This is a genomic window from Sunxiuqinia sp., assembly GCF_055140945.1.
The window spans coordinates 51,025-72,421 of record NZ_JBSQYS010000023.1; the positions used below are offsets into that span (position 1 = coordinate 51,025).

Here is a 21,397-nt window from a genome sequence, read left to right on the forward strand (position 1 = left end):
GAGGGCATTTTGTTATTAACTTTGCCGAACATGTCAAAATTCAAGAAATTATATAAAGAAAATATATATGGAATAATAGGAACCCTGCTTTTCCACATTCTATTATTTAGTAGTTTCTTACTTGTCAATGTTAAGCCCAAAGGCGAGGTGAAAGAAGAACCAATCATTATTGACTTTTCTAACATCAAAGAATTGGAAGAACCGAAACCTGAAGAGCTGCAAGAAAAAACACAAGACGAAAATACCCCTTCAACACCCAGCGAATTGGAGCAATTGGCATCCAGAAGTAACCGGGCCGTAAATGATGCGCCGAAAAAAGACCCATTTTTCGACGAGGATTATCAGCGAGAAATCGCCGAAGCCCAAAAGCTTGTAGCGGATGTGAACAAACAACTGTCAAAAGAAGTAAAAGACATTGAAGAATTTGCGATGCCTGAGGAAACCACAGAAGGGATGAACCCAGATTCGATAAAAAGTACCATTTATTCGGGAGAAAGCAATATTCACTATTTTCTCGAGGATCGGTATCATCGCCGACTTCCAATACCCGTGTACCTGACACAGGGTGGAGGCCTGGTTGTTGTAGATATTGTTGTAAACCGGCGAGGGCGAGTTATTGAATCAAATGTTAGAAATGAGAGGGATTTAAAAGATCCGATGTTAGCCATTTATGCCAAACAAGCTGCAGATCGTACTGTTTTTAATTCAGACAACACCGCGCCACCCCAACAAAAAGGTACAATTTCCTACACATTTGTAGCACAATAGTGGGCTTCGTGAAGAAAAAACAAATATTTAACATCAATTAACAAATTTTTAACTCAAGTTAATGCTTTAGAGCATATCTTTGTAGTACGTTTTTTTTCATAAGTTTAGGTTTAGTTAGGTTACTTAGTTTAGTGAGAAAAGGTAGGCCAGAGGGTCTACCTTTTTATTTTTAAAACACAATCTCAGCCACCATACTTCTTAGAATCTCAGATTCGACAGCATCTTTAAAATCTGTTTTATTTCAAACTTTAGAAATTTACACCCATTTTTGGAACATCCCATAATTCATCATTCTAGTTCTTCGGTTTATTAATTTGGACTTTAAAAAGCTGTAGCAGTTGTTGAATACTTAAGAAAATACTGAGCGATTAATTGAATTAAATAAAGTAATAGCCACCCTTGAATACGACCGTTCATTTGTTTTTTAAACATTTTATAGGGATATTTAATGCGGAAAACAGAGGTATTGACTGTACCGTTTGGGTTTTAACTTTAGTGGCAGCGAATCCGCCTGTTCCAGACATAAAAGAATTAAATAGAGAAAATGGTTAACTATACGAATGAAGAGCTTCTCAATGGAATTCTGAGGAATGATAATTTAATTCTCCAGTACATTTACAAAAACTTCTTTTATAAAATCAACTTCTTCATAAAAAAGAATAACGGAGATGATGAGGATTCAAATGACATTTTCCAGGAAGCAATTATTATTATCTATCGTAAGTTAAAAGCCAATGATCTTGTCCTTGATTGCTCATTCGAAACTTATCTGTACTCTGTGTGCAGGTTTCTATGGTTGAAACAGCTTGAAAAAAGAAAAAATGAGCGTGAAAAAATTCAAGACAATCATGATTTCAATGAAGATATTTATGATAACAGTTTTGAAGAAACAGCAGATTTAAATGAAAAATACAAACTCTATCAAAAGCATTTTAAAAATCTAGGTAAAGACTGCCAAAAGATTTTACAACTTTTTTTTGATAAGGTTCCCCTTAAACAAATAGCTCAGGTAATGGGCTACCAAAGCGAAAAATACGCTAAAAAGAGAAAATATAAATGCAAAGAATATCTGGTAAAAAGTATTAAACAGGACATTGAGTATAAAAAAATATTGGAAGACAACGCTTAACTCTATATTTTATATACCCAAACACATTTTATTTTCCATTGCCACTAATCAACCGTTTTACCGATTGATTTTTTTCTGAAAAAGATCGTTGTCGTGCTATACAGGGAATCACTACTAAGAATATCTATTTGAAGAAATACACACAAATTCTTATAAAAATTAAATTTAAGGGGTTACCTTTTGTCCCTTTCCGGAATAAAAGAGTGAAAATGATAAAATACACGAACGAAGAATTTCTCAGGAGATTCCGAGTTGACTTCTAATTCTACAGCAATTCTACAAGAACATTTACCCAAAGATTTCGGTAACGACAATCCATTTTTTCATGATTGTTTCTAACCAACCGAACTTCTCAAGTATAATTTTTGCTCGCTTTTTTAAACAAACAGTGTGATTTGACTGGCAAAAATCAAAGAACGCCTAAAAACAATAGTCATTAAATGTTTGTGCTACGGGAAATTTGTATAAACATCTCAAATAAATCCCGTAAAAAAGTAGAAGAGGATATTGAAAATTAAAATTTTGGAAAGATGATACGTAAGAATAAAATAGAACTAATTGATAAGTACCTTAGCGGGGAGTTGACCGGCGAAGCGCTAAGCGAATTCAATACACAACTGAGCTACGATTCAGAATTAAAAGAAGAATTAAAGCTTCAACTGGAAATCCGGGACGCTATCAGCGAAACCGACATCCAAAGCCTGAGAAAAAATCTGCAGAATATTATCTCGCAGGAACAAGAGGCTATAAATGAAACCATTACAGATTGCGAAGACGAATATTTCAGCTTCGAACTTTCTGAAGACCTATCGTCTTTCAAAGAATTTAATCAACCGGTCAGTATCAACGATTTAATTAGCCTGGGACAGAGCCTGCCTAAAATTCATCTGGCTCAGCACAACATCGCTTCCAAAGAAAATATCCACCACTTTTATAAAGAACAACAAGCACAGGATGTCGCTTCTGATGACGAGTTTACCCTCACCCCAATGGATGAAGCTATCTTTGAAGATGTGCAGAATGCACTAAACGAAACAGACATCCATGATTTAAGGGCAAACCTGCAACAAATTGCAGCGAGTGTACCGGCACACCAAAGAACAACTCAGGAAATTGATCAATACATCAACAACGAACTCAGCGAACAGCAACTGGCTGATTTCGAACAGGAAATGATGCTAAGCAATGATTTGAAAAATGATTTTGAGTTACACAACGATATTGACCTGGCTGTTTCTGAAAGCGACATCATGGACCTTAGGGCTAACCTGCAATCCATACAACAAACCGAGGCTTCAACAGCCCACAAAGTTGAAGAAATAGACCAATACCTGAATAATGAGTTGAACGAAGAAGCATTGGCCTCTTTTGAAGCTGAACTGGAAAGCAATCAGGATTTAGCGGCCGAACTCGAATTATTCGAAGAAATTGATCGGGCGGTTCAGGAAAAAGGTGTTATGGATCTTCGGGCTAAACTTGGAACCATCATTGATCAGGTAAACCAGGAAGAAAAACAAAAACGATCGTTCACAACCAAAATAACAACATCAAGACTTGCCATTGCATCTGTTGCGGCCTCGCTGATATTAATATTAAGCATTACAGGACTGATAAACAGGCACTCGAACTCGAGCGATGCCCAACTTTACAGCCAGTTTTATCAGCCTTACGAAACAACCGGTATATTCCGTTCGGGTGACGCGCTGATCGACAGCAAGCTAACCAAAGCACTGCACCAGTTCAACAAACAAGAATACCAGGGGGCAATCAACTTATTTGGTGAAGTACTGGAAATAGACAAAAATAATCCGGTAAGTAACTTTTATTCAGGTATTGCCTATCAGGAAACAGGTCAAGTTAAAATGGCTCTGGAATCATACCAGAGAGTAATACTCGACAGAGATAACCTGTTTATTGAACAAGCTCAGTGGTACATCGGATTGTGCTACCTGCAAACAGAAAACAGGGAAAAAGCTTATAAGCAATTTAAAAGAATAGCAGCAAGCCAAGGCTACTATCAGGAGAAAGCAAGTGCTGTCCTGAGAAAAATAAAATACATCGAATAACAAATTAAATACGTAAATATAGAAAGATACAACGTTAGCAAATAGAAAAAATGAACCGTTAATACTTAACATCCTTTGTTCAATCGTTCCTTAGTTCAGTTCAATATCCTTAGTTCAAAAGTTCATTTTTTTTTCGGTATTCCTGATGAAATTCCTAATTATCCTAAAACGTTCATGAAGAGTAATTACGAATACCTTTCCTTTCGCAAATAAAGTTTTTAAATAATGGTTATACAAAGCCCGGATTGGTTAATCCCGGGCTTTTCTTTTGCGGTAAATTTGATCGATAAATAGGAATACGATAACGCCAAAAATGATTAAAATAAAATAGAAGTCTTTACTTCCAAAAAGAGGGTCAGCATTCCCAACAACCACATAACCAAGCCAATAATGAGGATGAGCCTTTAGTGGATCAGCATTTTCAATATGGGCTAACTTGGCTGAACGTAAAGATTCATTCTTACTTTTCCCTTTTGATAGAAACTTGTAAAAGTCTTTCATGATGTGAGCGCCGGACTCGTCCTCCACTTCCCATAAAGTCATCACAATAGACGGACACCCGGCATACAGGAAACCACGGGCAAGGCTCATTACCCCTTCTCCCTTTTGCAATTTACCGCTACCGGTATTGCAGGCACTCAAAACTGCCATACGAGCCTTTAAATCCATTGTGTAAATTTCATTGGTATTTAGCCATCCATCCTCCTTTTCGTCCAAATATGGCTTCGAAAAGGCCAATTTTGAATACATCGGCAGTGTGTCATTAACGATTGTATGCATCGCTAAATGAAGGATATCATAATCAGAAGCCATTTCTTTAAATCGGCTTTCCTGTGCCAGCGAATCTTCAAAAACATCGCCATTCACATACTTATGAATGAACTCTACTTCTTTTTTTACGGCAGGTAAGGGTAGCAAGCCTGCTCTATACTCCGCGTTGGCTGTATAATCCCTGCTATCTCCTTCATAACTTGGAGCAAATGCTAACAAATCATTTTTTGCAGTTTTATCATTCTCAAAATAATCGTACAAAAGGGTTGCAGAATAAGTGTAACTAATTGAATAATCCCTAACCAGGTATGGCAATACCCTAAAGTTCATTTTGGTGGTATCGGGAAATTCAGAAAGCAAAGCGTCAAAAGGAATATACGCAAGCTTATCGTCAGGAACAATCACTAAATCTTTGCCATCCAGAAACATACTTTCATTATCCAACAACACATCGTACAATTGGAACGCCGACACAGCATAGCCTTTAAACTCCTCTAAACCAGTAAATAAATAAGCTGAACTCGTTAAAAACTGGTAGACAGATTCTATATTTTCCACAAAGCTTGAATCTACAAGTTCTTTTGTAAAACGAAGCTCATCCGAAGTAACAACAAATTTAAAAACCTGCCCTTCAGGTAAGCTTGTGGTTGGCTCTTCAATCAAGTACTCAACAAGAGCTGTTTTCTCGTCAATTCTCTTCTGAACCTCAACAACCCCAACCACATCATTCTGATATTTAAACGAATAGTAATTAGGAAAAGAATCTTCCAACACTTGTACTAACTGCCCATACTGCTCACCCATCTGAAATATCTTGGAATTAAACAATTCGATTCTCGCAGAATCGGGATCTGAATTTTGCTTTTCTTCAAATAACATCTCCTTATAATTAGAGATATTCATTTTTAAATAATTCTCCCGATTTATCAAACGATCTGGAATACCACCAAACTCCTTGGCTTTGGTGTCTTTAACAGCTGCTAAAAAGCTGGCCGACTTGCTCTTTTCCGCAAATTCAAACCCTCTTTCTGCATAACTAAAATCATTTGTTTGTTGAAATAGTTTATAACTAAGTCCGACAGCGTCAACAAATGTAGACTCCTGATTTTCAGCCAAGAAAAACTGACTATCTTCTGAAACGTAGCCGGTTCTAATTTGATGAATCAGTTCAGTAGCCCGCTCAATGGTGTTTAATGCCAGGTTATAGTTTGAAATCGCACCCTGTCTGTTTGATGAAGAAATATTTAAATCAGCAATTGTCTCCAAACAATTCGCTTTTTTCTTTAAAGCCTTAAGAACCTGTACTTCCGACACCTCCTGTCCAAGTTCTGGATTATCTCTGACTACAAGAGAGTTAAATCCTTCTGATCCTGCAACTAGAGCTTTTTGATAATACTTTAGCGCCTCAGCTAAATCTTCCTTTCGCTTGCTATAAAAATCAGCAACAACGCTTGCAGAAGAACTACGGTTGAAATAATAATCTGCATAATTCAGCATCACATCACTGTACTGCTGACTCTTTTCTGCGAAATACTTTTTTACAATGCCTTCCGATAATTGAGCGTATTTTAAAGCCTCATCATATTCATCAACAGACAATAAGAACTCTGTATAATCAGTATATTCCAATCCCAAATCATACGAGTCTTCCCCAGCTATTTTAACTAAAATATTGAATGTTTTCAAATAGTATTTCTTTGTAAGCTCAATATTTTCAAGCTCATTGTAAATGCGCGCTAACAAACTATAATAAAAAGACTTAGAGTCATTTGAAGATTGACTTATATTCTGGATTGCTCTGTCAATTGCCTGATTGTATTCACCCAACAGAAACAAAGCTTCGCAAATAGTATATTGAGCAATTTCAATTTGATTACGGTATTTACTATTTTCTAATTGAAAAGCTCTTAATGCAGCTTGTTGGTATTCCAAATTCTTCACATAATCTCCCTTTAATTTATAGACTGTTCCTATATTTCCATAAACAAACCCCAATCGCGGATACTTATCGCCATACAATGACTTAATTAAACTTTCAGCTTCAACATATATATCAATAGACTTATCATACTCTCCTAGATTCTTGCATGCAACACCCAGATTTATAAGAGGCAGGAAAGCTTGAAGAGTTTCTTCCCTATAAATTTGATCAATTAAATTTATAGCTTTTGAATAAAAAACTACTGCTTTTTCAAAATCACCGAATCGTAACGCTTGCCTACCCTCTTGATTATACTCACTAACAAGCAAGCTATCTCTTTGAAATTGTTCTAAGTCCTGAGAAAACGCAGAAGAAACATAAAAGAAAGGAAAAAGAACAAAAAAAATAATCGCACTCATTGATCTACCTATCAACCACTTAGACCCATATTCGTTTTTTTCTTTCATTTTTTTCTCACTCTGGAGGGGTTACCTTTTTCCCTTAATTGGAATAAAGAAGCGAACAAAGGATAATTAAGGAATTAAAAGTATTAACCATTAAAATTTAAAAGTAATGAAAACTTTATTTGCTAACAACGAAAACAACATTTTTGATTCATTCGAAACTTTAACAAAAGAAGAATTAAACGAAGTTAAAGGTGGAGTATCTCGTGATTATGATTTTATCGTAGAAGACCTTGACTAATCATTACTAAAGTTATCAAAAATTAATCCGTACACCTATTTGTTTTAAAAGCCCAATAGAATCAGGCATTATTAGTCTCTGTGTCTTTTTATCATTTTCAAACGTTCTTAGAGCAGCGTTCTTGTAATCAAGGTTCGAACAGGCAAAAAACAAAGCGTAAATTAATTAAGATAATAAAACTACAAATTAATCAGAAGATTTTTTAGACCCTTTATATAGTTTATATTCTCTGAAGCTACATGATAGCGAACCGTTGTAAAGCGGAATTTTAACCTCGGGTTTTAATCCAATCGATTTTAAACATTCGTTCGTACTAATTAACCAGGCAGTTGTATTTGGGAAGTGATGTTTTAAACGTTCACCAACCATCGAGTAAAAAGCCTGATCACCAGATTTAATTCGCTCACCATAAGGGGGATTAAACAAAAGAAAAGATGATTCATTCTTTTCCAGTCGACGAAAATCAGCAATTTCAAGCTGAACAACATCTAAAACATTCGCCTTTTCGGCATTTTTATATGCCAAATCGATGTTTTCTCTGGAAATATCAGATCCAAAAATTGTATATCCAACTTGAGAATGTTCATTTTGGGACTTCATCATTTTAAATAGTTCAGGATCATAACCTTTCCATTTCTGAAAACTATAATTTTGACGACTTTCTCCCGGCAAAACATTTTTAGCCATCATGGCTGCTTCGATAACAATCGTGCCCGATCCACACATCGGATCTCTCAACGGCTCTTCCCCACTCCAGCCAGATAATTTAATCATACCGGCAGCAAGCACCTCACTAATTGGAGCTTCATGACTTCCAGTACGGTAGCCACGCTTATGCAGGGAGTCACCACTACTATCCAGTGAGATTGTGCAATTATTACTATTTGAAATATGGAGATTGATTAAGATTTCAGGATTATTAACGCTGATTGAAGGCCGTTTTCCATCAATTCTTCTAAACCGATCAACAATGGCATCCTTTGCCTTCAGTGAAGCAAACATCGAGTTACTGAATAAATCGCTAAACACTTTGCTCTGTATAGCAAAGGTTTGATTCACATCAAAATATTCTTCCCATTTTATTTTTGACACCTGATGGTAAAGATCATCAACACGCTTCAAGCGAAAAGAACGCAATGGCATTAAAACTTTTAAAGCCGTCCGTAAGGAGTAATTGGCCTTATACAACAAGGCCATGTCTCCGCTAAAATAAACGGAACGCCTACCTTCTTCAACATCATCGGCTCCCAAGCCAATAAGTTCTTCTGCTAAAACTTGCTCCAATCCGGCATAAGTAGTAGCAACAAAACGCAATTTATTTGTCATATTTTGATATTAGATGCCAGCTCCATCGCTGAACGCGGTTTCCCGGGCTTTAAACTGAACAATTTTAGAATTTGGTGCTACATTATTGGTTACCCATACGTTACCTCCAATAATTGAATTTTTGCCAACAGTAATTCGCCCCAGAATAGTCGCTTGAGCGTAGATAATTACATTGTCTTCAACAATTGGATGACGAGGAACCCCTTTAATCGGATTACCATTTTCATCCAATGAAAAGCTTTTGGCACCAAGCGTAACTCCCTGATAGAGTTTAACATTGTTTCCGATGATACAAGTTGAGCCAATAACGACCCCTGTTCCATGATCAATTGTAAATCCTTCGCCGATTTCAGCTTTTGGATGAATATCAATTCCGGTTTCAGAATGCGCCATTTCTGCAATAATACGTGGAATCAAAGGCACATCTAATTTTAACAACTGATTAGCAATCCGATAATTGGAAATCGCACGAATAGCGGGATAGCAGAAAATGACTTCACTTGGGTTTTTCGCAGCGGGGTCACCAACAAAAGCGGTTTCAACGTCGCCAACGAGCTTTCTGCGAATTTCAGGCAAGGACGAAATAAAGTCACTTGCAACACTCTGAGCATACCGACTGCGTTCCTGGAAATCTACCTCTTCCGGGTTTTCACAAGTAAAGCACAAGCCTGCCAGAATTTGCTCCGAAAGCAGCTCGAAAAGCTCGTCGACATATACGCCCATGTAATGTTTAATGGTATTGGGGCGCAAACTTGTATTTCCGAAATAGCCCGGGAAAAGAATTTCCCGAAGCATGTTGACAATCTTTGCCAACTTTTCAGTTGAAGGGAGGGGTTCACCCAAACGATGTTCGTGGCATACCTGGTCGTAACTTTGTGGTTCAGATAACTGATCAACAGTTTTGTTAATCCTCTCTAGTATATTTAAATCAGATTGCATTTTTTTCTGGATTAAAAAGTGTAGTACTTAAATATCTTTCTCCTGTATCGCAAATAATAACAACAACGTTTTTCCCTTTGTTTTCTTTTCTTTTAGCAATTTCAAGTGCTGCATACACGTTGGCTCCTGATGAAATTCCACTAAATATACCTTCTTGCTCAGCTAAGACGCGCGCCGTATCAAAAGCAACTTCGTCTGAAACGGTAAAGATTTCATCATAAATCTCCGTATTTAATACTTTAGGTATAAATCCGGCTCCAATTCCTTGAATTTTATGTGATCCCGGAGATTTACCAGACAAAACAGCTGAATTACTAGGTTCAACAACCACACAATGAACGGATGACTTCTTCTCTTTCAATATTTCGGAGACACCCGTAATTGTACCTCCCGTACCTGCTCCGGCAACAAAAACATCCACTTCGCCATCGGTATCATTCCAAATCTCGAGTGCTGTTGTCCGCCGGTGCATCTCTACATTGGCCGGATTTGCAAATTGCATGGGGATGAATGCGTCTTCAGTTTCCCGGCCCAGCTGCTCAGTTGTTTCAATTGCTTCGCGCATACCACCCTTCGCTGACGTCAGAATCAACTCTGCTCCGTATGCTTTCAAGACCAGCCTGCGTTCCAGCGAAACACTTTCGGGCATCACAATTTTCAATTTATACCCTTTTACAGCACAAACCATAGCCAGGCCTATTCCTGTATTGCCACTCGTTGGTTCAATAATGGTAGTCGATTCTGTAATCTTTCCATCTTTTTCAGCTTGCTCAATCATTGCCAGTGCTAAGCGATCTTTTACTGATCCTCCCGGATTCTGGGATTCCAGTTTAGCAAAAACTCTAGCATGACAGTCTTTGGTAAGCTTATTTAACTCAACCATTGGCGTATTGGCAATCAGTTGAGTGATATCTTTTGCAATTTTCATCCCTAATACATTTTTGTGTGTTATAAATATATCCTATGGCTTACATTTTCAATCCAAGATGGTAATAGATGAACGATTTTAACAATATCCTCTTCACCACAAAAGTCTTTCTTTTCTGGCTGAAAAACAAGGGAAGTAAGGATATAAATCAGGCTTCGATAAAATTGAGAACAGCGCGAATAGCATTTTGAATTCGCTTCTCTCCGATTCCTCCAATTTCAACATATCGGAGCTTACGTTTAACCAGTTCCTGTTTATAATGATGAAATAACTTTACACGATCTTCACCTCCATGCTCCCGCAATGGATCAGCTTCCCAAGGAATATCAGGCAAACACAGCAGGTACAAATCAATCGGTAAATTCGAGATTTCATCCTCAAGCCAATGCGGTTCCTTTTTAAAAACCCACTGAAACCAAATTTTAGTAATAATCAACCAGGTATCAAAGAATACAATTTCAGTTTTACCTCTTTTAGAATGCTGGTACTGCTCTAGTTGCTTTCGGGTGATTAATTCTAAATCTTCATAAGAATATTCGGTTGAATGTTCGCGGAAATATTCGCGTGCATATTCAGGATAAAACGTACCATTGAAATAAGCGGCCAATTCTTTAGCTAATGTACTTTTCGCTGTTGATTCAGGCCCCGTCAACACCACGCGTATTTGTTCAGCCATGTTGTTTTATTAAATCGTTTTTCCAACTCCGATATCCCATGGCAGCCATCACCGTATAGACAACAAACAAAATAACCGTTGGCCACAAGTCTTTAAAGCCGTATAAAACAGCTGAAAAAGCGTCAACAAAAATCCAAATCAGCCAGTGTTCAATATATTTACGTGCGAGCATCCAGGTAGCCACAATACTCATTGCCGTTGTCAGCGAATCGCCAAAAGGAACAGGTGAGTCCGTGTAATACTTCAACCCAAAAAGAAAGATTGCAAACAAAGCCGTAGTCACTAAAATTAATGGCAGGTATAGTTTTTTGGGAGTGCGCATAACCTTGAGCTGCCCGGTTGAATTCGAATTTCCTTTTAACCAATGATACCAGCCATAAATGCTGACCCCCACATAATACACCTGCAGGAGCATATCGGCATAAAACTTTGATACCAGAAAAACATACACATACAACGCGGAGGTGATTAACCCGACAGGCCAGGTAAAAATGTGTTGTTTAATGGATAGGAAAATATAAACCAGACCAAGCACACTTCCTAGTACTTCTACATAGTGTGCTATCAACCAAGCAAAAACAGTATCGGCCATCCGCTTATTTCTCTACCAACAGATTATTGTACTCTGAATTATTCCCTAAAACGTTGATGGCTTCCTTGATCACATCGCTATCGGAATTCATAATCTGATAGTACTCGCTCACGCCAAATAAATCGCGGGCAATCAAAGCTTTAATGTGCTGACGAATTAGCGGGCGGGCAAATTCAACACTGCCTTCTTTCTTTTCAATTCCTTCTTCATCAGCCTTGGCAATCATTTGATCCACCAGGTCTTCGTCAATCTCAAAATTCTTCATATAAACATCAAACGAAGTGTACTCTCGGGTAAACTCTTCACGATTTTTGTCCATGTAATCTAAAACCGTACTGTATACAATATTTTTACGCGCCATTTGGTTGAAGTAGCCATAGTAAACCGACGTATCCATGGGAACGAAAATATCGGGCATAATGCCCCCGCCACCATAAACAGTCCGATTATTATTCAAGGTTTCATAAATCTGATCATCATCAAAATGAATACTGTCGGCTGAGAAAAACTCACCGGTCTCAAACCGCTTTTTATAGTCTTTTCGGTAAGCCTCTACCCCTTCATCATAGGGTTTCTGAATACATCGTCCGCTTGGCGTGTAGTAATGGGCTGTGGTTAAGCGAACCATTGACCCGTCATTTAAAAAGAAAGGTTGTTGTACCAAACCTTTACCGAACGAACGGCGACCAATTACCACTCCACGATCCCAATCCTGAATAGCGCCCGACACAATCTCACTGGCCGAAGCCGATCCTTCGTCAATCAACACGACGAGTTTGCCTTGCTCGAACTCGCCCAGCGCCGATGCTTTATATTCTTTTCGTTTGTTATTGGTACCTTCCGTATAAACCACCATTTTAAAGGCGCCCAAAAACTGGTCGGCCAACTCAATAGCTGCTTTTAGGTAGCCGCCACCATTTCCTCGGAGATCAAGCACCATATTTTTGAATTTTGGCTGCTGCTCCAGCTCTTTAATCGCGGTGGAAAATTCTTCGGTTGTGGTTGCTGAAAAACGATTCAACTTAATATATCCCGTTTCATCATTTATCATGTACGAAGCATCCAGACTATGAATCGGTATTTTATCCCGAATAATCCTGAAATCCAACAACTCTTCATCTCGGTGTCGAAGGACTTTTAGATTTACCTTCGTGCCTTTATCGCCGCGAAGCAGATCAAACACATCGCTGTTTTCCAAGCCAATACCAGCTACATTTTTGCCATCGATATCGACAATACGATCGCCAGCCTGAAGCCCGACTTTTTCTGACGGACCACCGGGAATGGTTGACACAACCAATAAGGTATCTTTAAATATATTAAATGAAATTCCCACTCCTTCAAAACTTCCTTTTAAAGGCTCGTTCATTTTTTCAACTTCTTCCTTTGAAATATATACCGAGTGGGGATCCAGCTGCTTCAAGACCTCAACCACCGCTTTTTCTGTTAACTCATCAATATTGGTTGTGTCGACATAATAACTTTGTACAAGTTGCAACAGTCGTCCAAACTTCATCATGTTGGTTTGAACATCTTGTGCCTGCGCGGTATGATTTACGGAAATCAGGCCTAAAGCCAGTATGATTCCCAATGCGATTGTTTTTCTGATTCTAATCATTTTTATTGTTTTCATGCTGTTTTCTCCTTTTTCGAAACGATCAAGTTCTGCTATTGTTTATATCCAATAAACCAGTCGTTGTTGCCTTTATTTTATTGCTGTAGAAATTTTGAACCGATAAAGATAGAAGATTATCACCCGTGTAACAAAACCTTCGAATTAATAAGTGTTAAAGTTTGAAAAGAGTTCTCAAGGAAAAGAAGACGGATGGCTGGATCGGAATCAATTCATCTTTCCGGGGGATGAAAAATTTGACAAACAAATCAAATCATCTTTTGAGACCCTTCCTTTTTACATAAAGAAACCTTATTTTTAATCCTTAAACCTTAGTAGCCAACAGATAACCGAAATACAACAACCTTATTTACCTTATATTGATGAAGATTGAATACAACAATTTATACACACATTTTATTCTTACTACTTTCGGACGAAACCGGATTATTCCTGAAAAAAATCGCATACGAATTGAAAAATATATAACAGGAATTGTGAACAGGAATGATTCCAAACTTTATGCGATTTATGCAAACCCGGAACATATTCATTTTCTGGTATCACGCTCCCCTTCTGTCTCCGAAGTGGATATGGCAACTATGATTGCAGATAGCTCAGAAAAATTTATCAATGACAACAAATTAGGGGCAGGTCCTTTTGGATGGCAGCAATCAGCATCCGCATTTTCTGTTTCGAAATCAGCTATTGACAGGGTTTGTAAATACATATTGAACCAACCGGAACATCACAGGATAAAAAGCTTCTCAGAAGAATATGAACAATTTCTGAAACATTATCAGGATACACTAAAAAAATAAGGTAATAAGGTTGGGGGTGAATAATTCACACTGAGCTACTAAGGTAGAACCAGAAAATAAGGTTTTTTTGAATGATTTAAGGATGAATCCCCATGAATTTGAATTGATCCCTGGATCGTTTCAAATTACAGAGAAAATGTACTCTTGATTTACCCCGAAAAGGTTCAATAATAATAGCCCGGGTGGACAACTGACAAGAGATACACCAACCACCCGAAACCTGAAATTTGAAACTCTAAACTACTTTTCAAAAAAAAAGCAGACCGAAGCCTGCTTTAATCTATATCATTAGCATGGTTTTATTCCCACTCAATCGTTGCCGGTGGTTTCGAACTGATATCGTAAACAACCCGGTTAATTCCGCGAACTTTGTTAATGATATCGTTCGATGTCTTGGCCAAAAAGTCGTATGGCAAATGTACCCAATCGGCAGTCATTCCATCGGTAGACATGACTGCACGAAGCGCCACCACATTTTCGTAAGTGCGCTCATCGCCCATTACACCAACCGACTGAACCGGCAACAGCATTACGCCGGCCTGCCAAACATCGTCGTACAAATTCCACTCGCGCAAACCGTTAATAAAAATAGCATCGGCTTCCTGTAGCATGCGAACTTTTTCAGGAGTCACATCACTTAAAATGCGAATTCCCAGTCCCGGACCGGGAAACGGATGACGTCCCAACAACTCTTTCCGGATGCCCAATGCTTTTCCAACGCGGCGAACTTCGTCTTTAAAAAGTAAGTTCAGGGGCTCAACCACTTTCAGGTGCATTTTCTCGGGCAAGCCACCTACGTTGTGGTGCGATTTGATAGTAGCCGAAGGGCCATTCACCGACACCGATTCGATCACATCAGGATAAATCGTGCCTTGTGCCAGCCACTTCACATTTTTTATTTTGTGTGCTTCAACATCGAATACTTCAATAAAGTCGCGACCAATCACTTTGCGTTTTCCTTCCGGATCAGTAATTCCCTTCAGGTCGTCCCAGAATTTTTGCTTGGCATCAACACCAATCACGTTCAGCCCCATATCTTTGTACGAATCCAAAACCGATTCAAATTCATCTTTGCGCAACAAACCGTTATCCACAAAAATACAGGTCAGGTTTTTACCAATTGCCTGATGTAGCAACACCCCGGCAACGGTTGAATCGACTCCTCCCGATAATCCTAAAACCACTTTGTCGTTCCCCAGCTTCTCTTTCAACAGGGCAACCGTCGTTTCTATAAACGAATCGGGAGTCCAGTCCTGCTTGCATCCACAAATGTCGACCGCAAAATTTTGCAGCATTTGTTTTCCTTCTGTAGTGTGGTACACTTCGGGGTGAAACTGAATACCATAAGTTGTTTCGCCGTCAATTTTATAAGCGGCTTTCTTCACATCGCCTGTCGATGCAATAATTTTATACGATTCGGGTAAATATTCAATGGTATCGCCATGCGACATCCAAACCTGGCTTCCCAAAGTCACCTCTTTAAACAGATCATTTTCCGAATCGATAAACCCCAGGTTGGCACGGCCGTACTCGCGTGAGTTGGAAGGCTGTACTTCGCCACCAAAATAATGCACCATATACTGCGCGCCGTAACAAACGCCCAACAAAGGCACTTTCCCTTTTATTTTCGAAAGATCAGGTTTCGGTCCTTTGTCATCGCGCACCGAAAAAGGGCTTCCGCTCAGGATCACACCTTTCACACTTTCATCAATTTCAGGGTATTTGTTGTAAGGATAAATCTCACAATAGATGTTGAGCTCGCGCACTCTCCGACCGATTAATTGGGTGTACTGCGAACCAAAATCGAGGATTAAAATTTTCTCTTGCATGAATCTGTTTTTTGGATGGGGCAAAGATAAACAAATCCTGCAATGCGCCTTAAAAAGTTTTTAATCGAACCAGTCATTTAACAAATAAAGAACTAGCTGCTATTTAAGAATGCCAAGTGTTGCTGCTTCAAGATCGGCTATACAATGAGCAAGTCCACTTATTGCCCGCATCGCTTCGCACAAATGCTCATCATTATTTATCGTAAGTTTTCAACAAGTAATCGCCACTGGATCTATTTTTTGTAAATTTGGGATTGATCGAGTGCCGAATAGCTGTGGTTATCGCTCCAAATCGGAGGGAATAACATCAGCTCGAAAATTAATGTTAGAAAAATAACAAGCATAGTTGTTGCACACTAGTTGTATAAAATAACAGATGGGTACACTGCAAAAAAATAGTGATTGGCTGTACATTTCGCCTGTATATCATCTTGAAATTTCAAAAGATGTAAATGGAGAATTGACAGTTGGACGAGTAATCTTTGTTGATATTAAAAAGTTGCAGCGAATTCGGAAAAGGATTGGTCTTCCTATTGTATTATCTAAAATTGACAAAAAAATTCCAGGCGTTAGTTTCTTTAAAGAATCTAAAACATATGCGATTATTCAATTTCGTGGGGTTCCTGAACAAAAAGAACTTGAGTGTCGTGAGTTAATTGAAAATGCTGTAGCCATTATTTCATCTTCTCAGTTGGGATACTGCAATAGAGATAATAATTCTCAATTCGGGATTATTAAAACAAGAGGCACTGGAAATCGTTTTTTTATAAATAAGAACAAATTCGAAGCTCATCTAAACAGATTTGTAGAATCCAAAGTACTTCCATTTAGGCTTGATAAACACTGGAAAGAATTTCATAAAAAATTCTACTTTTTTGACTTATTAAAACTCATTTCCACAAATAATAAGATGCAAAAAAAATGGAAAGAAACAATTATTCGGGCAGCAGGAATGTCTGGGAAAAGTATGCAATCAAGAGACTTAGAATATAGCTTTTTATGGAATATGATTATCGTTGAAATGCTTTTAACAGAGCAAGGAGATAAATTTTTAGAAAGTCTCCCTAAAAGAGCAGAGGCGTTTATTGGCTGGGTAGGATATTGGAAAGAAAAAAAATTCGAGGAAAAAATTCAATCCATTTATACAAAGAGATGTCAATTTGTCCACGATGGCAATTCGAAAAATATCTCAGTTAGTGATGTTTTGTTTACCGATGACCTCGTATTTAATTTGCTTTGGAATATTATTAGGCATATTGACTTATTTCCAAGCAAAGAAAGTGTAATAGTCTTTTCTGAAAAAGTTCAAGCAGAAAAGTTATTAGGGGTGAAACCAAGAATTCAACCCAAAACTTTTAAATATATGAATCGAAATTTTGATGAAAATCAATTCAACAGAATCTGAAATTACTTTACATAGTAAATTGCAAATTGCACTGCGGGGGTTCGCGGTGTGTCGTTCTCTGGATTCTCGCAACATCGTTCCGTCCTGCGGGACAGGAACGAGCTCCGAAATCAGGAACGACAACTTACAAATGACCGTCGGGCGGCATACTAAAATCCCTGCTCAAAAACACTTAACCTAATGGAGAAAGTAGAATTAAAATATAAATTGGATGAATATACAGCTAGAAATAACTTCTGGACTGATAAGGCTATTACTCAATTGGGATATTCGATAAATTTATTCACTACTGTTGAAATTGCACTTCTTGGTTACTTGGTTACAAATCGGAATAAATTTCCAGAATTTGAATATATAAAGGGCGGAGATATAAATTATTCACTTATATTTTACTATTCTTCTTTGGTCATAATATTCATTTCTGTTTTATTTGGATTCATTTCAATATTAAGTAGGATTTATGACTTTAGATTAACAAGACATCTTGCATTAACTCGAAAAAGATTTCTAAAAAGCAAGAAAACTAAAGATGGACTTATTAACAGCAAAATCATTGATATATCGAAGGATAATTATTTTAAAGCATTTAGAAAGAATTTGTTTGGTAATATTGAATTTGTAAACGAAACTCACTTTGACAATGGAACTGTTCCTAGTCAATTTGAAAAACTAAGAAGAAATTCGAAAATACTTGGAGCTATTTCATGGAAAACGCACAAAATCCAAATAATGTTTTTCGTGATTGGGATATTAGTTCTTGGCTTCTCAGTAATATAGAAAATATGAGAGAAAAGATTTGGTTTGAGATGGTGCAAATAAAATTTGGCGAAAAGTATTTAGCCTTATATATATCATTGCAATATCAATTGAAGAAGTATTTTAAGATTGCGACTTTGGTATTTTCTGGAAGTGGAATTCTTGGCTGGAAATTGTGGCAACCAATTGCATGGATAGCCTTAATTTTTATTGCATTTGTTCAAATTCTGAGCCTTATTGAGAATCAAATTATAAGAAGTGATAAAGAAGTTGCAGATATTTCAAAATTGAGGGAGCTTTATTTAACATACTTCAATAAATTAGAAAAACTTTGGGTTGACTTTGATTCAACTGAAGTCACGGAAAAAGATGCTTCAAAAATATTTTACAGCTATCGCTCAAATGAGCATCAATCGATAGAATCTTTAGATGATAAATTAGGAATAAAAAAATGGAAGAAACTAAAGATTAAAGCAGACATAGAAACAAGACATTATTTTAATACTTATCATTCATAAAATGAATAATCATGACTAGGAAAGTAACATCAACACCAAAGGCAGTTCCAAAGAACAATCCTGGGGGGAAAATGGGAAAAGTAAAAGGAAGTGTTCCAACAATGCAAAATCCACCGAAACCACCTCCAAAAAAGAAATAAAATACGACCGTCCAATAAACAGGGCTTTAAGCGGCACGTAGTGCCCAGCTTTGAGCCCCGGCTTGCCCTGTTAATTATAACTGATTAACAGGGTTGAAAAACTACATCCGGAGCCGGATAGAACAGATTTGTGCCTGTTCAAACAAGCTAGTGAAATGAGTTATAAACTCAGTACAGCGAGCCCCTTGTTACGGCTTCTCTCAAACAAGGGGCAGGCTGAGAAGAAAAATTCAATTCTCAGTTTTCTGCAAACAAGACAAAGCTTTTATCAATAATAAACCGCTACATAAAAGATTTGCAGCACGGATTTCAGCAACACGATTTAGAATCAAAGTCAATTCGTAATGACTAAAAAAACTTGACCACATGACGAGACTAAAAAACCTTATAATTCTTATTCTTTTAATTTCCTTCTCTTCTTGCATAAAACCTGAAAAAGTAAAAACAATTGACTGGAATGGGAATACAATTACATTTTCTACCATTAATGGCGGCATGACCACCTCATATCTTTATAAAATTGAATATAAAAGGAAATGGATATTTGGAAAGGATAGACTAATTTTTTGGTCATATTCAACTCCGTCAATAAATGATATAACAGTTAAAAATGACAAGCTAATAATCCATTGCTTTGCCGGGAAAAACCAAACAAATAATATAATTATTGACCTAAAAAATATCAATAAGTTTATTGGTAATCCGGTAAAATATAGACGAGATGTTTTAGAAAAAACAAATGACTTCTATGTTGAACCAGATTTTATTAAAGAAAATAGAAAAGAAGCTATAAAATATGGATTACTTTAATAAAATAAAAACCAGGCGTTAATAAATAGGGCCTTTAACGCCACCTAGTGCCTAGCTTTTAACCCCGGCTTGCCCTGTTAATTATAACTGATTAACAGGGTTGAAAAACTACAATCCGGAGCTGGATAGAACAGATTTATGCCTGTTCAAACAACCTCGTGAAGTGAGTTACCAACTCAGTACAGCGAGCCCCTTGTTACGGCTTCGCTCAAACAAAGGGCAGTCCGGGGATATCTAGTTATTACGAACAAAAAATAACACAACACAATAAGACTCCCCAAGTTGTTTTTGATTCACTTATGGTGCATGTTTACACCACAAAAGATGATTATTATGGCAAGACAAAGTATTTCATTCACAAATCCTAATGATGCTTGGTTAAAAGCTCAAGTTGATAGCGAAGAGTATTCCAGTAAAAGTGAGCTTGTTAACGACTTGATTAGACAGGCAAGAAAAGCGCATGCCCAAATTGATTGGATTAAAGCTAAATTAGACCGTGCTGAAAAAAGTGGTTTCACGGAAGACTCGAAAGAAGATATCCGACAACAAGCTAAGAATATGATGAATGGCTGATTATAAATTGAGTCATGCAGCAAAAGATGATTTGATAAGGATTTATCAATTTGGAGTTAAACAGTTTGGAATGCTGCAAGCTGATAAATATTTTGATGCTTTTTTCCAGTATTTTGACATGATCTCGCAACAACCATACGCCTTTGAGAACATTGATTATATTAAACCCGGATACAGACGATGCGCTTGTGGATCAGATAGTATCTATTACAAAATTGAGAATGGAACGTTAGAGATTATAGCGACCATTGGACGCCAAGATTTAAATAATATAGTTTAATTTTAAAGTTTTGGCAATTGCTAACAAACACAAAATCAACAATTAAATGGACTTAAATTATATTGACATCAATAAACGACTTTGGAATCATAAAACAGAAATTCATTACGATTCTGAATTTTATGATGTGGATTCTTTTATCAAAGGAAAAGACTCGTTAAATCAGATTGAACTTGAACTACTTGGGAATATTAAAGGCAAAAAGATTCTACATTTACAATGTCACTTCGGACAAGACACAATTTCTCTTTCAAGACACGGGGCGTTCGTGACAGGAGTTGATTTCTCGGAAAAAGCCATTGAAAAGGCTCGAAAACTTAATGAGCAAGTAGGGACGAATGCAAAATTCATTCAATCTGACGTTTACAAACTTCCGGAGGTTCTGAATGAAAAATTTGATCTTGTATATACCTCTTATGGAGTGATTGGTTGGTTGCCGGATATGAAAGAGTGGGCAAAAATTATAGACTACTTCTTGAAACCGAAGGGAGAATTTATCCTGGTTGAGTTTCATCCGATTGTGTGGATGTTTAGCTATGACTTTAAAAAAATTGAGTTTGACTATATGGATTCCGACCCAATAATCGAAGAATTAGAAGGAACCTATACCGACAAAAACGCCAAAATTAAAGACCAATCAGTTAGCTGGAACCACGGATTGAGTACGGTCATCAATTCAGTTATAAAAACAGGATTACAAATTACAGATTTCAAAGAATACAACTATTCACCTTATGATTGTTTTGAGAACACCGTGAAGATTGATGACCGGAAATTTAAAATTAAAGGATTAGAAAATAAAATACCGATGACTTACTCATTAAAAGCTAAA

The 21,397-nt window shown here is 37.3% G+C and carries 21 protein-coding genes; 13 read left to right on the top strand and 8 right to left on the bottom strand.

Features of this window, described 5'->3' with window-relative positions; translation table 11 throughout:
* Nucleotides 1–30 precede the first annotated feature (30 nt).
* The 3 genes from ACTB00_RS12075 to ACTB00_RS12085 all read left to right on the top strand — a co-directional run bounded on the left by ACTB00_RS12075 (nucleotide 31) and on the right by ACTB00_RS12085 (nucleotide 3,963).
* A complete protein-coding gene (locus tag ACTB00_RS12075) occupies nucleotides 31–768 on the top strand; it encodes a hypothetical protein (RefSeq protein ID WP_463300174.1) in 738 nt (245 codons plus the stop codon).
* A 544-nt stretch (nucleotides 769–1,312) separates the two neighbouring features.
* Nucleotides 1,313–1,897 (top strand): RNA polymerase sigma factor, encoded by a 585-nt coding sequence (locus ACTB00_RS12080; RefSeq protein WP_463300175.1) that lies wholly within the window; start codon nucleotides 1,313–1,315, stop codon nucleotides 1,895–1,897.
* A 530-nt stretch (nucleotides 1,898–2,427) separates the two neighbouring features.
* Nucleotides 2,428–3,963 (top strand): tetratricopeptide repeat protein, encoded by a 1,536-nt coding sequence (locus ACTB00_RS12085; protein ID WP_463300176.1) that lies wholly within the window; start codon nucleotides 2,428–2,430, stop codon nucleotides 3,961–3,963.
* A gap of 249 nt (nucleotides 3,964–4,212) precedes the next feature.
* Here ACTB00_RS12085 and ACTB00_RS12090 read toward each other — a convergent pair whose 3' ends face one another.
* Complete coding sequence (locus ACTB00_RS12090) at nucleotides 4,213–7,074, bottom strand: CHAT domain-containing protein (RefSeq protein WP_463300177.1); 2,862 nt, start codon at nucleotides 7,072–7,074, stop codon at nucleotides 4,213–4,215.
* Between the two features lie 154 nt (nucleotides 7,075–7,228).
* Here ACTB00_RS12090 and ACTB00_RS12095 point away from each other — a divergent pair, with 154 nt between their 5' ends.
* Nucleotides 7,229–7,360 (top strand): ComC/BlpC family leader-containing pheromone/bacteriocin, encoded by a 132-nt coding sequence (locus ACTB00_RS12095; RefSeq protein WP_463300178.1) that lies wholly within the window; start codon nucleotides 7,229–7,231, stop codon nucleotides 7,358–7,360.
* A 186-nt stretch (nucleotides 7,361–7,546) separates the two neighbouring features.
* Here the strand turns inward: ACTB00_RS12095 and ACTB00_RS12100 are convergent, their stop codons facing one another.
* From ACTB00_RS12100 to ACTB00_RS12125, 6 genes are all read right to left on the bottom strand, one after another.
* Complete coding sequence (locus ACTB00_RS12100) at nucleotides 7,547–8,686, bottom strand: THUMP domain-containing class I SAM-dependent RNA methyltransferase (protein WP_463300179.1); 1,140 nt, start codon at nucleotides 8,684–8,686, stop codon at nucleotides 7,547–7,549.
* A 9-nt stretch (nucleotides 8,687–8,695) separates the two neighbouring features.
* Nucleotides 8,696–9,625, bottom strand: a complete 930-nt coding sequence (epsC, locus tag ACTB00_RS12105) for a serine O-acetyltransferase EpsC (protein ID WP_463300180.1) — start codon at nucleotides 9,623–9,625, stop codon at nucleotides 8,696–8,698.
* Nucleotides 9,615–10,553: a cysteine synthase A gene (gene cysK, locus ACTB00_RS12110; protein WP_463300181.1), complete on the bottom strand. Its 939-nt coding sequence runs from the start codon at nucleotides 10,551–10,553 to the stop codon at nucleotides 9,615–9,617. Before cysK ends, epsC begins: the two co-directional genes overlap by 11 nt.
* 148 nt (nucleotides 10,554–10,701) lie before the next feature.
* Complete coding sequence (locus tag ACTB00_RS12115) at nucleotides 10,702–11,229, bottom strand: AAA family ATPase (protein ID WP_463300182.1); 528 nt, start codon at nucleotides 11,227–11,229, stop codon at nucleotides 10,702–10,704.
* Complete coding sequence (pnuC, locus tag ACTB00_RS12120; protein WP_463300183.1) at nucleotides 11,222–11,821, bottom strand: nicotinamide riboside transporter PnuC; 600 nt, start codon at nucleotides 11,819–11,821, stop codon at nucleotides 11,222–11,224. The genes ACTB00_RS12115 and pnuC overlap by 8 nt, the downstream gene beginning before the upstream one ends.
* 4 nt (nucleotides 11,822–11,825) lie before the next feature.
* Nucleotides 11,826–13,439, bottom strand: coding sequence for a S41 family peptidase (locus ACTB00_RS12125; protein WP_463300184.1), 1,614 nt, complete (start codon nucleotides 13,437–13,439; stop codon nucleotides 11,826–11,828).
* 377 nt (nucleotides 13,440–13,816) lie between these two features.
* On the opposite strand from ACTB00_RS12125, the gene ACTB00_RS12130 reads away from it, so the two are divergent.
* Entirely contained in the window at nucleotides 13,817–14,254 is a 438-nt protein-coding gene (locus ACTB00_RS12130) for a transposase (protein WP_463300185.1), read from the top strand.
* A 299-nt stretch (nucleotides 14,255–14,553) separates the two neighbouring features.
* On the opposite strand, the gene guaA is transcribed toward ACTB00_RS12130, so the two are convergent.
* A complete protein-coding gene (guaA, locus tag ACTB00_RS12135; RefSeq protein WP_463300186.1) occupies nucleotides 14,554–16,083 on the bottom strand; it encodes a glutamine-hydrolyzing GMP synthase in 1,530 nt (509 codons plus the stop codon).
* A gap of 376 nt (nucleotides 16,084–16,459) precedes the next feature.
* Between guaA and ACTB00_RS12140 the strand changes: the two genes are divergently transcribed.
* From ACTB00_RS12140 to ACTB00_RS12175, 8 genes are all read left to right on the top strand, one after another.
* Nucleotides 16,460–17,488, top strand: coding sequence for a hypothetical protein (locus ACTB00_RS12140; RefSeq protein ID WP_463300187.1), 1,029 nt, complete (start codon nucleotides 16,460–16,462; stop codon nucleotides 17,486–17,488).
* Between the two features lie 180 nt (nucleotides 17,489–17,668).
* The gene (locus ACTB00_RS12145; RefSeq protein ID WP_463300188.1) at nucleotides 17,669–18,265 is read left to right on the top strand and encodes a hypothetical protein; all 597 of its coding nucleotides are present in this window, start codon (nucleotides 17,669–17,671) and stop codon (nucleotides 18,263–18,265) included.
* Nucleotides 18,266–18,270: 5 nt separating this feature from the next.
* Complete coding sequence (locus ACTB00_RS12150) at nucleotides 18,271–18,762, top strand: hypothetical protein (RefSeq protein ID WP_463300189.1); 492 nt, start codon at nucleotides 18,271–18,273, stop codon at nucleotides 18,760–18,762.
* Between the two features lie 11 nt (nucleotides 18,763–18,773).
* A complete protein-coding gene (locus ACTB00_RS12155) occupies nucleotides 18,774–18,902 on the top strand; it encodes a hypothetical protein (protein WP_463300190.1) in 129 nt (42 codons plus the stop codon).
* Nucleotides 18,903–19,268: 366 nt separating this feature from the next.
* A complete protein-coding gene (locus ACTB00_RS12160; RefSeq protein ID WP_463300191.1) occupies nucleotides 19,269–19,712 on the top strand; it encodes a hypothetical protein in 444 nt (147 codons plus the stop codon).
* A gap of 333 nt (nucleotides 19,713–20,045) precedes the next feature.
* Nucleotides 20,046–20,285 (top strand): ribbon-helix-helix domain-containing protein, encoded by a 240-nt coding sequence (locus tag ACTB00_RS12165; RefSeq protein WP_463300192.1) that lies wholly within the window; start codon nucleotides 20,046–20,048, stop codon nucleotides 20,283–20,285.
* A complete protein-coding gene (locus ACTB00_RS12170; protein WP_463300193.1) occupies nucleotides 20,278–20,565 on the top strand; it encodes a type II toxin-antitoxin system RelE/ParE family toxin in 288 nt (95 codons plus the stop codon). Before ACTB00_RS12165 ends, ACTB00_RS12170 begins: the two co-directional genes overlap by 8 nt.
* Nucleotides 20,566–20,611: 46 nt before the next feature.
* On the top strand, nucleotides 20,612–21,397 hold a 786-nt coding region (locus ACTB00_RS12175), incomplete at its 3' end, for a class I SAM-dependent methyltransferase (protein ID WP_463300194.1).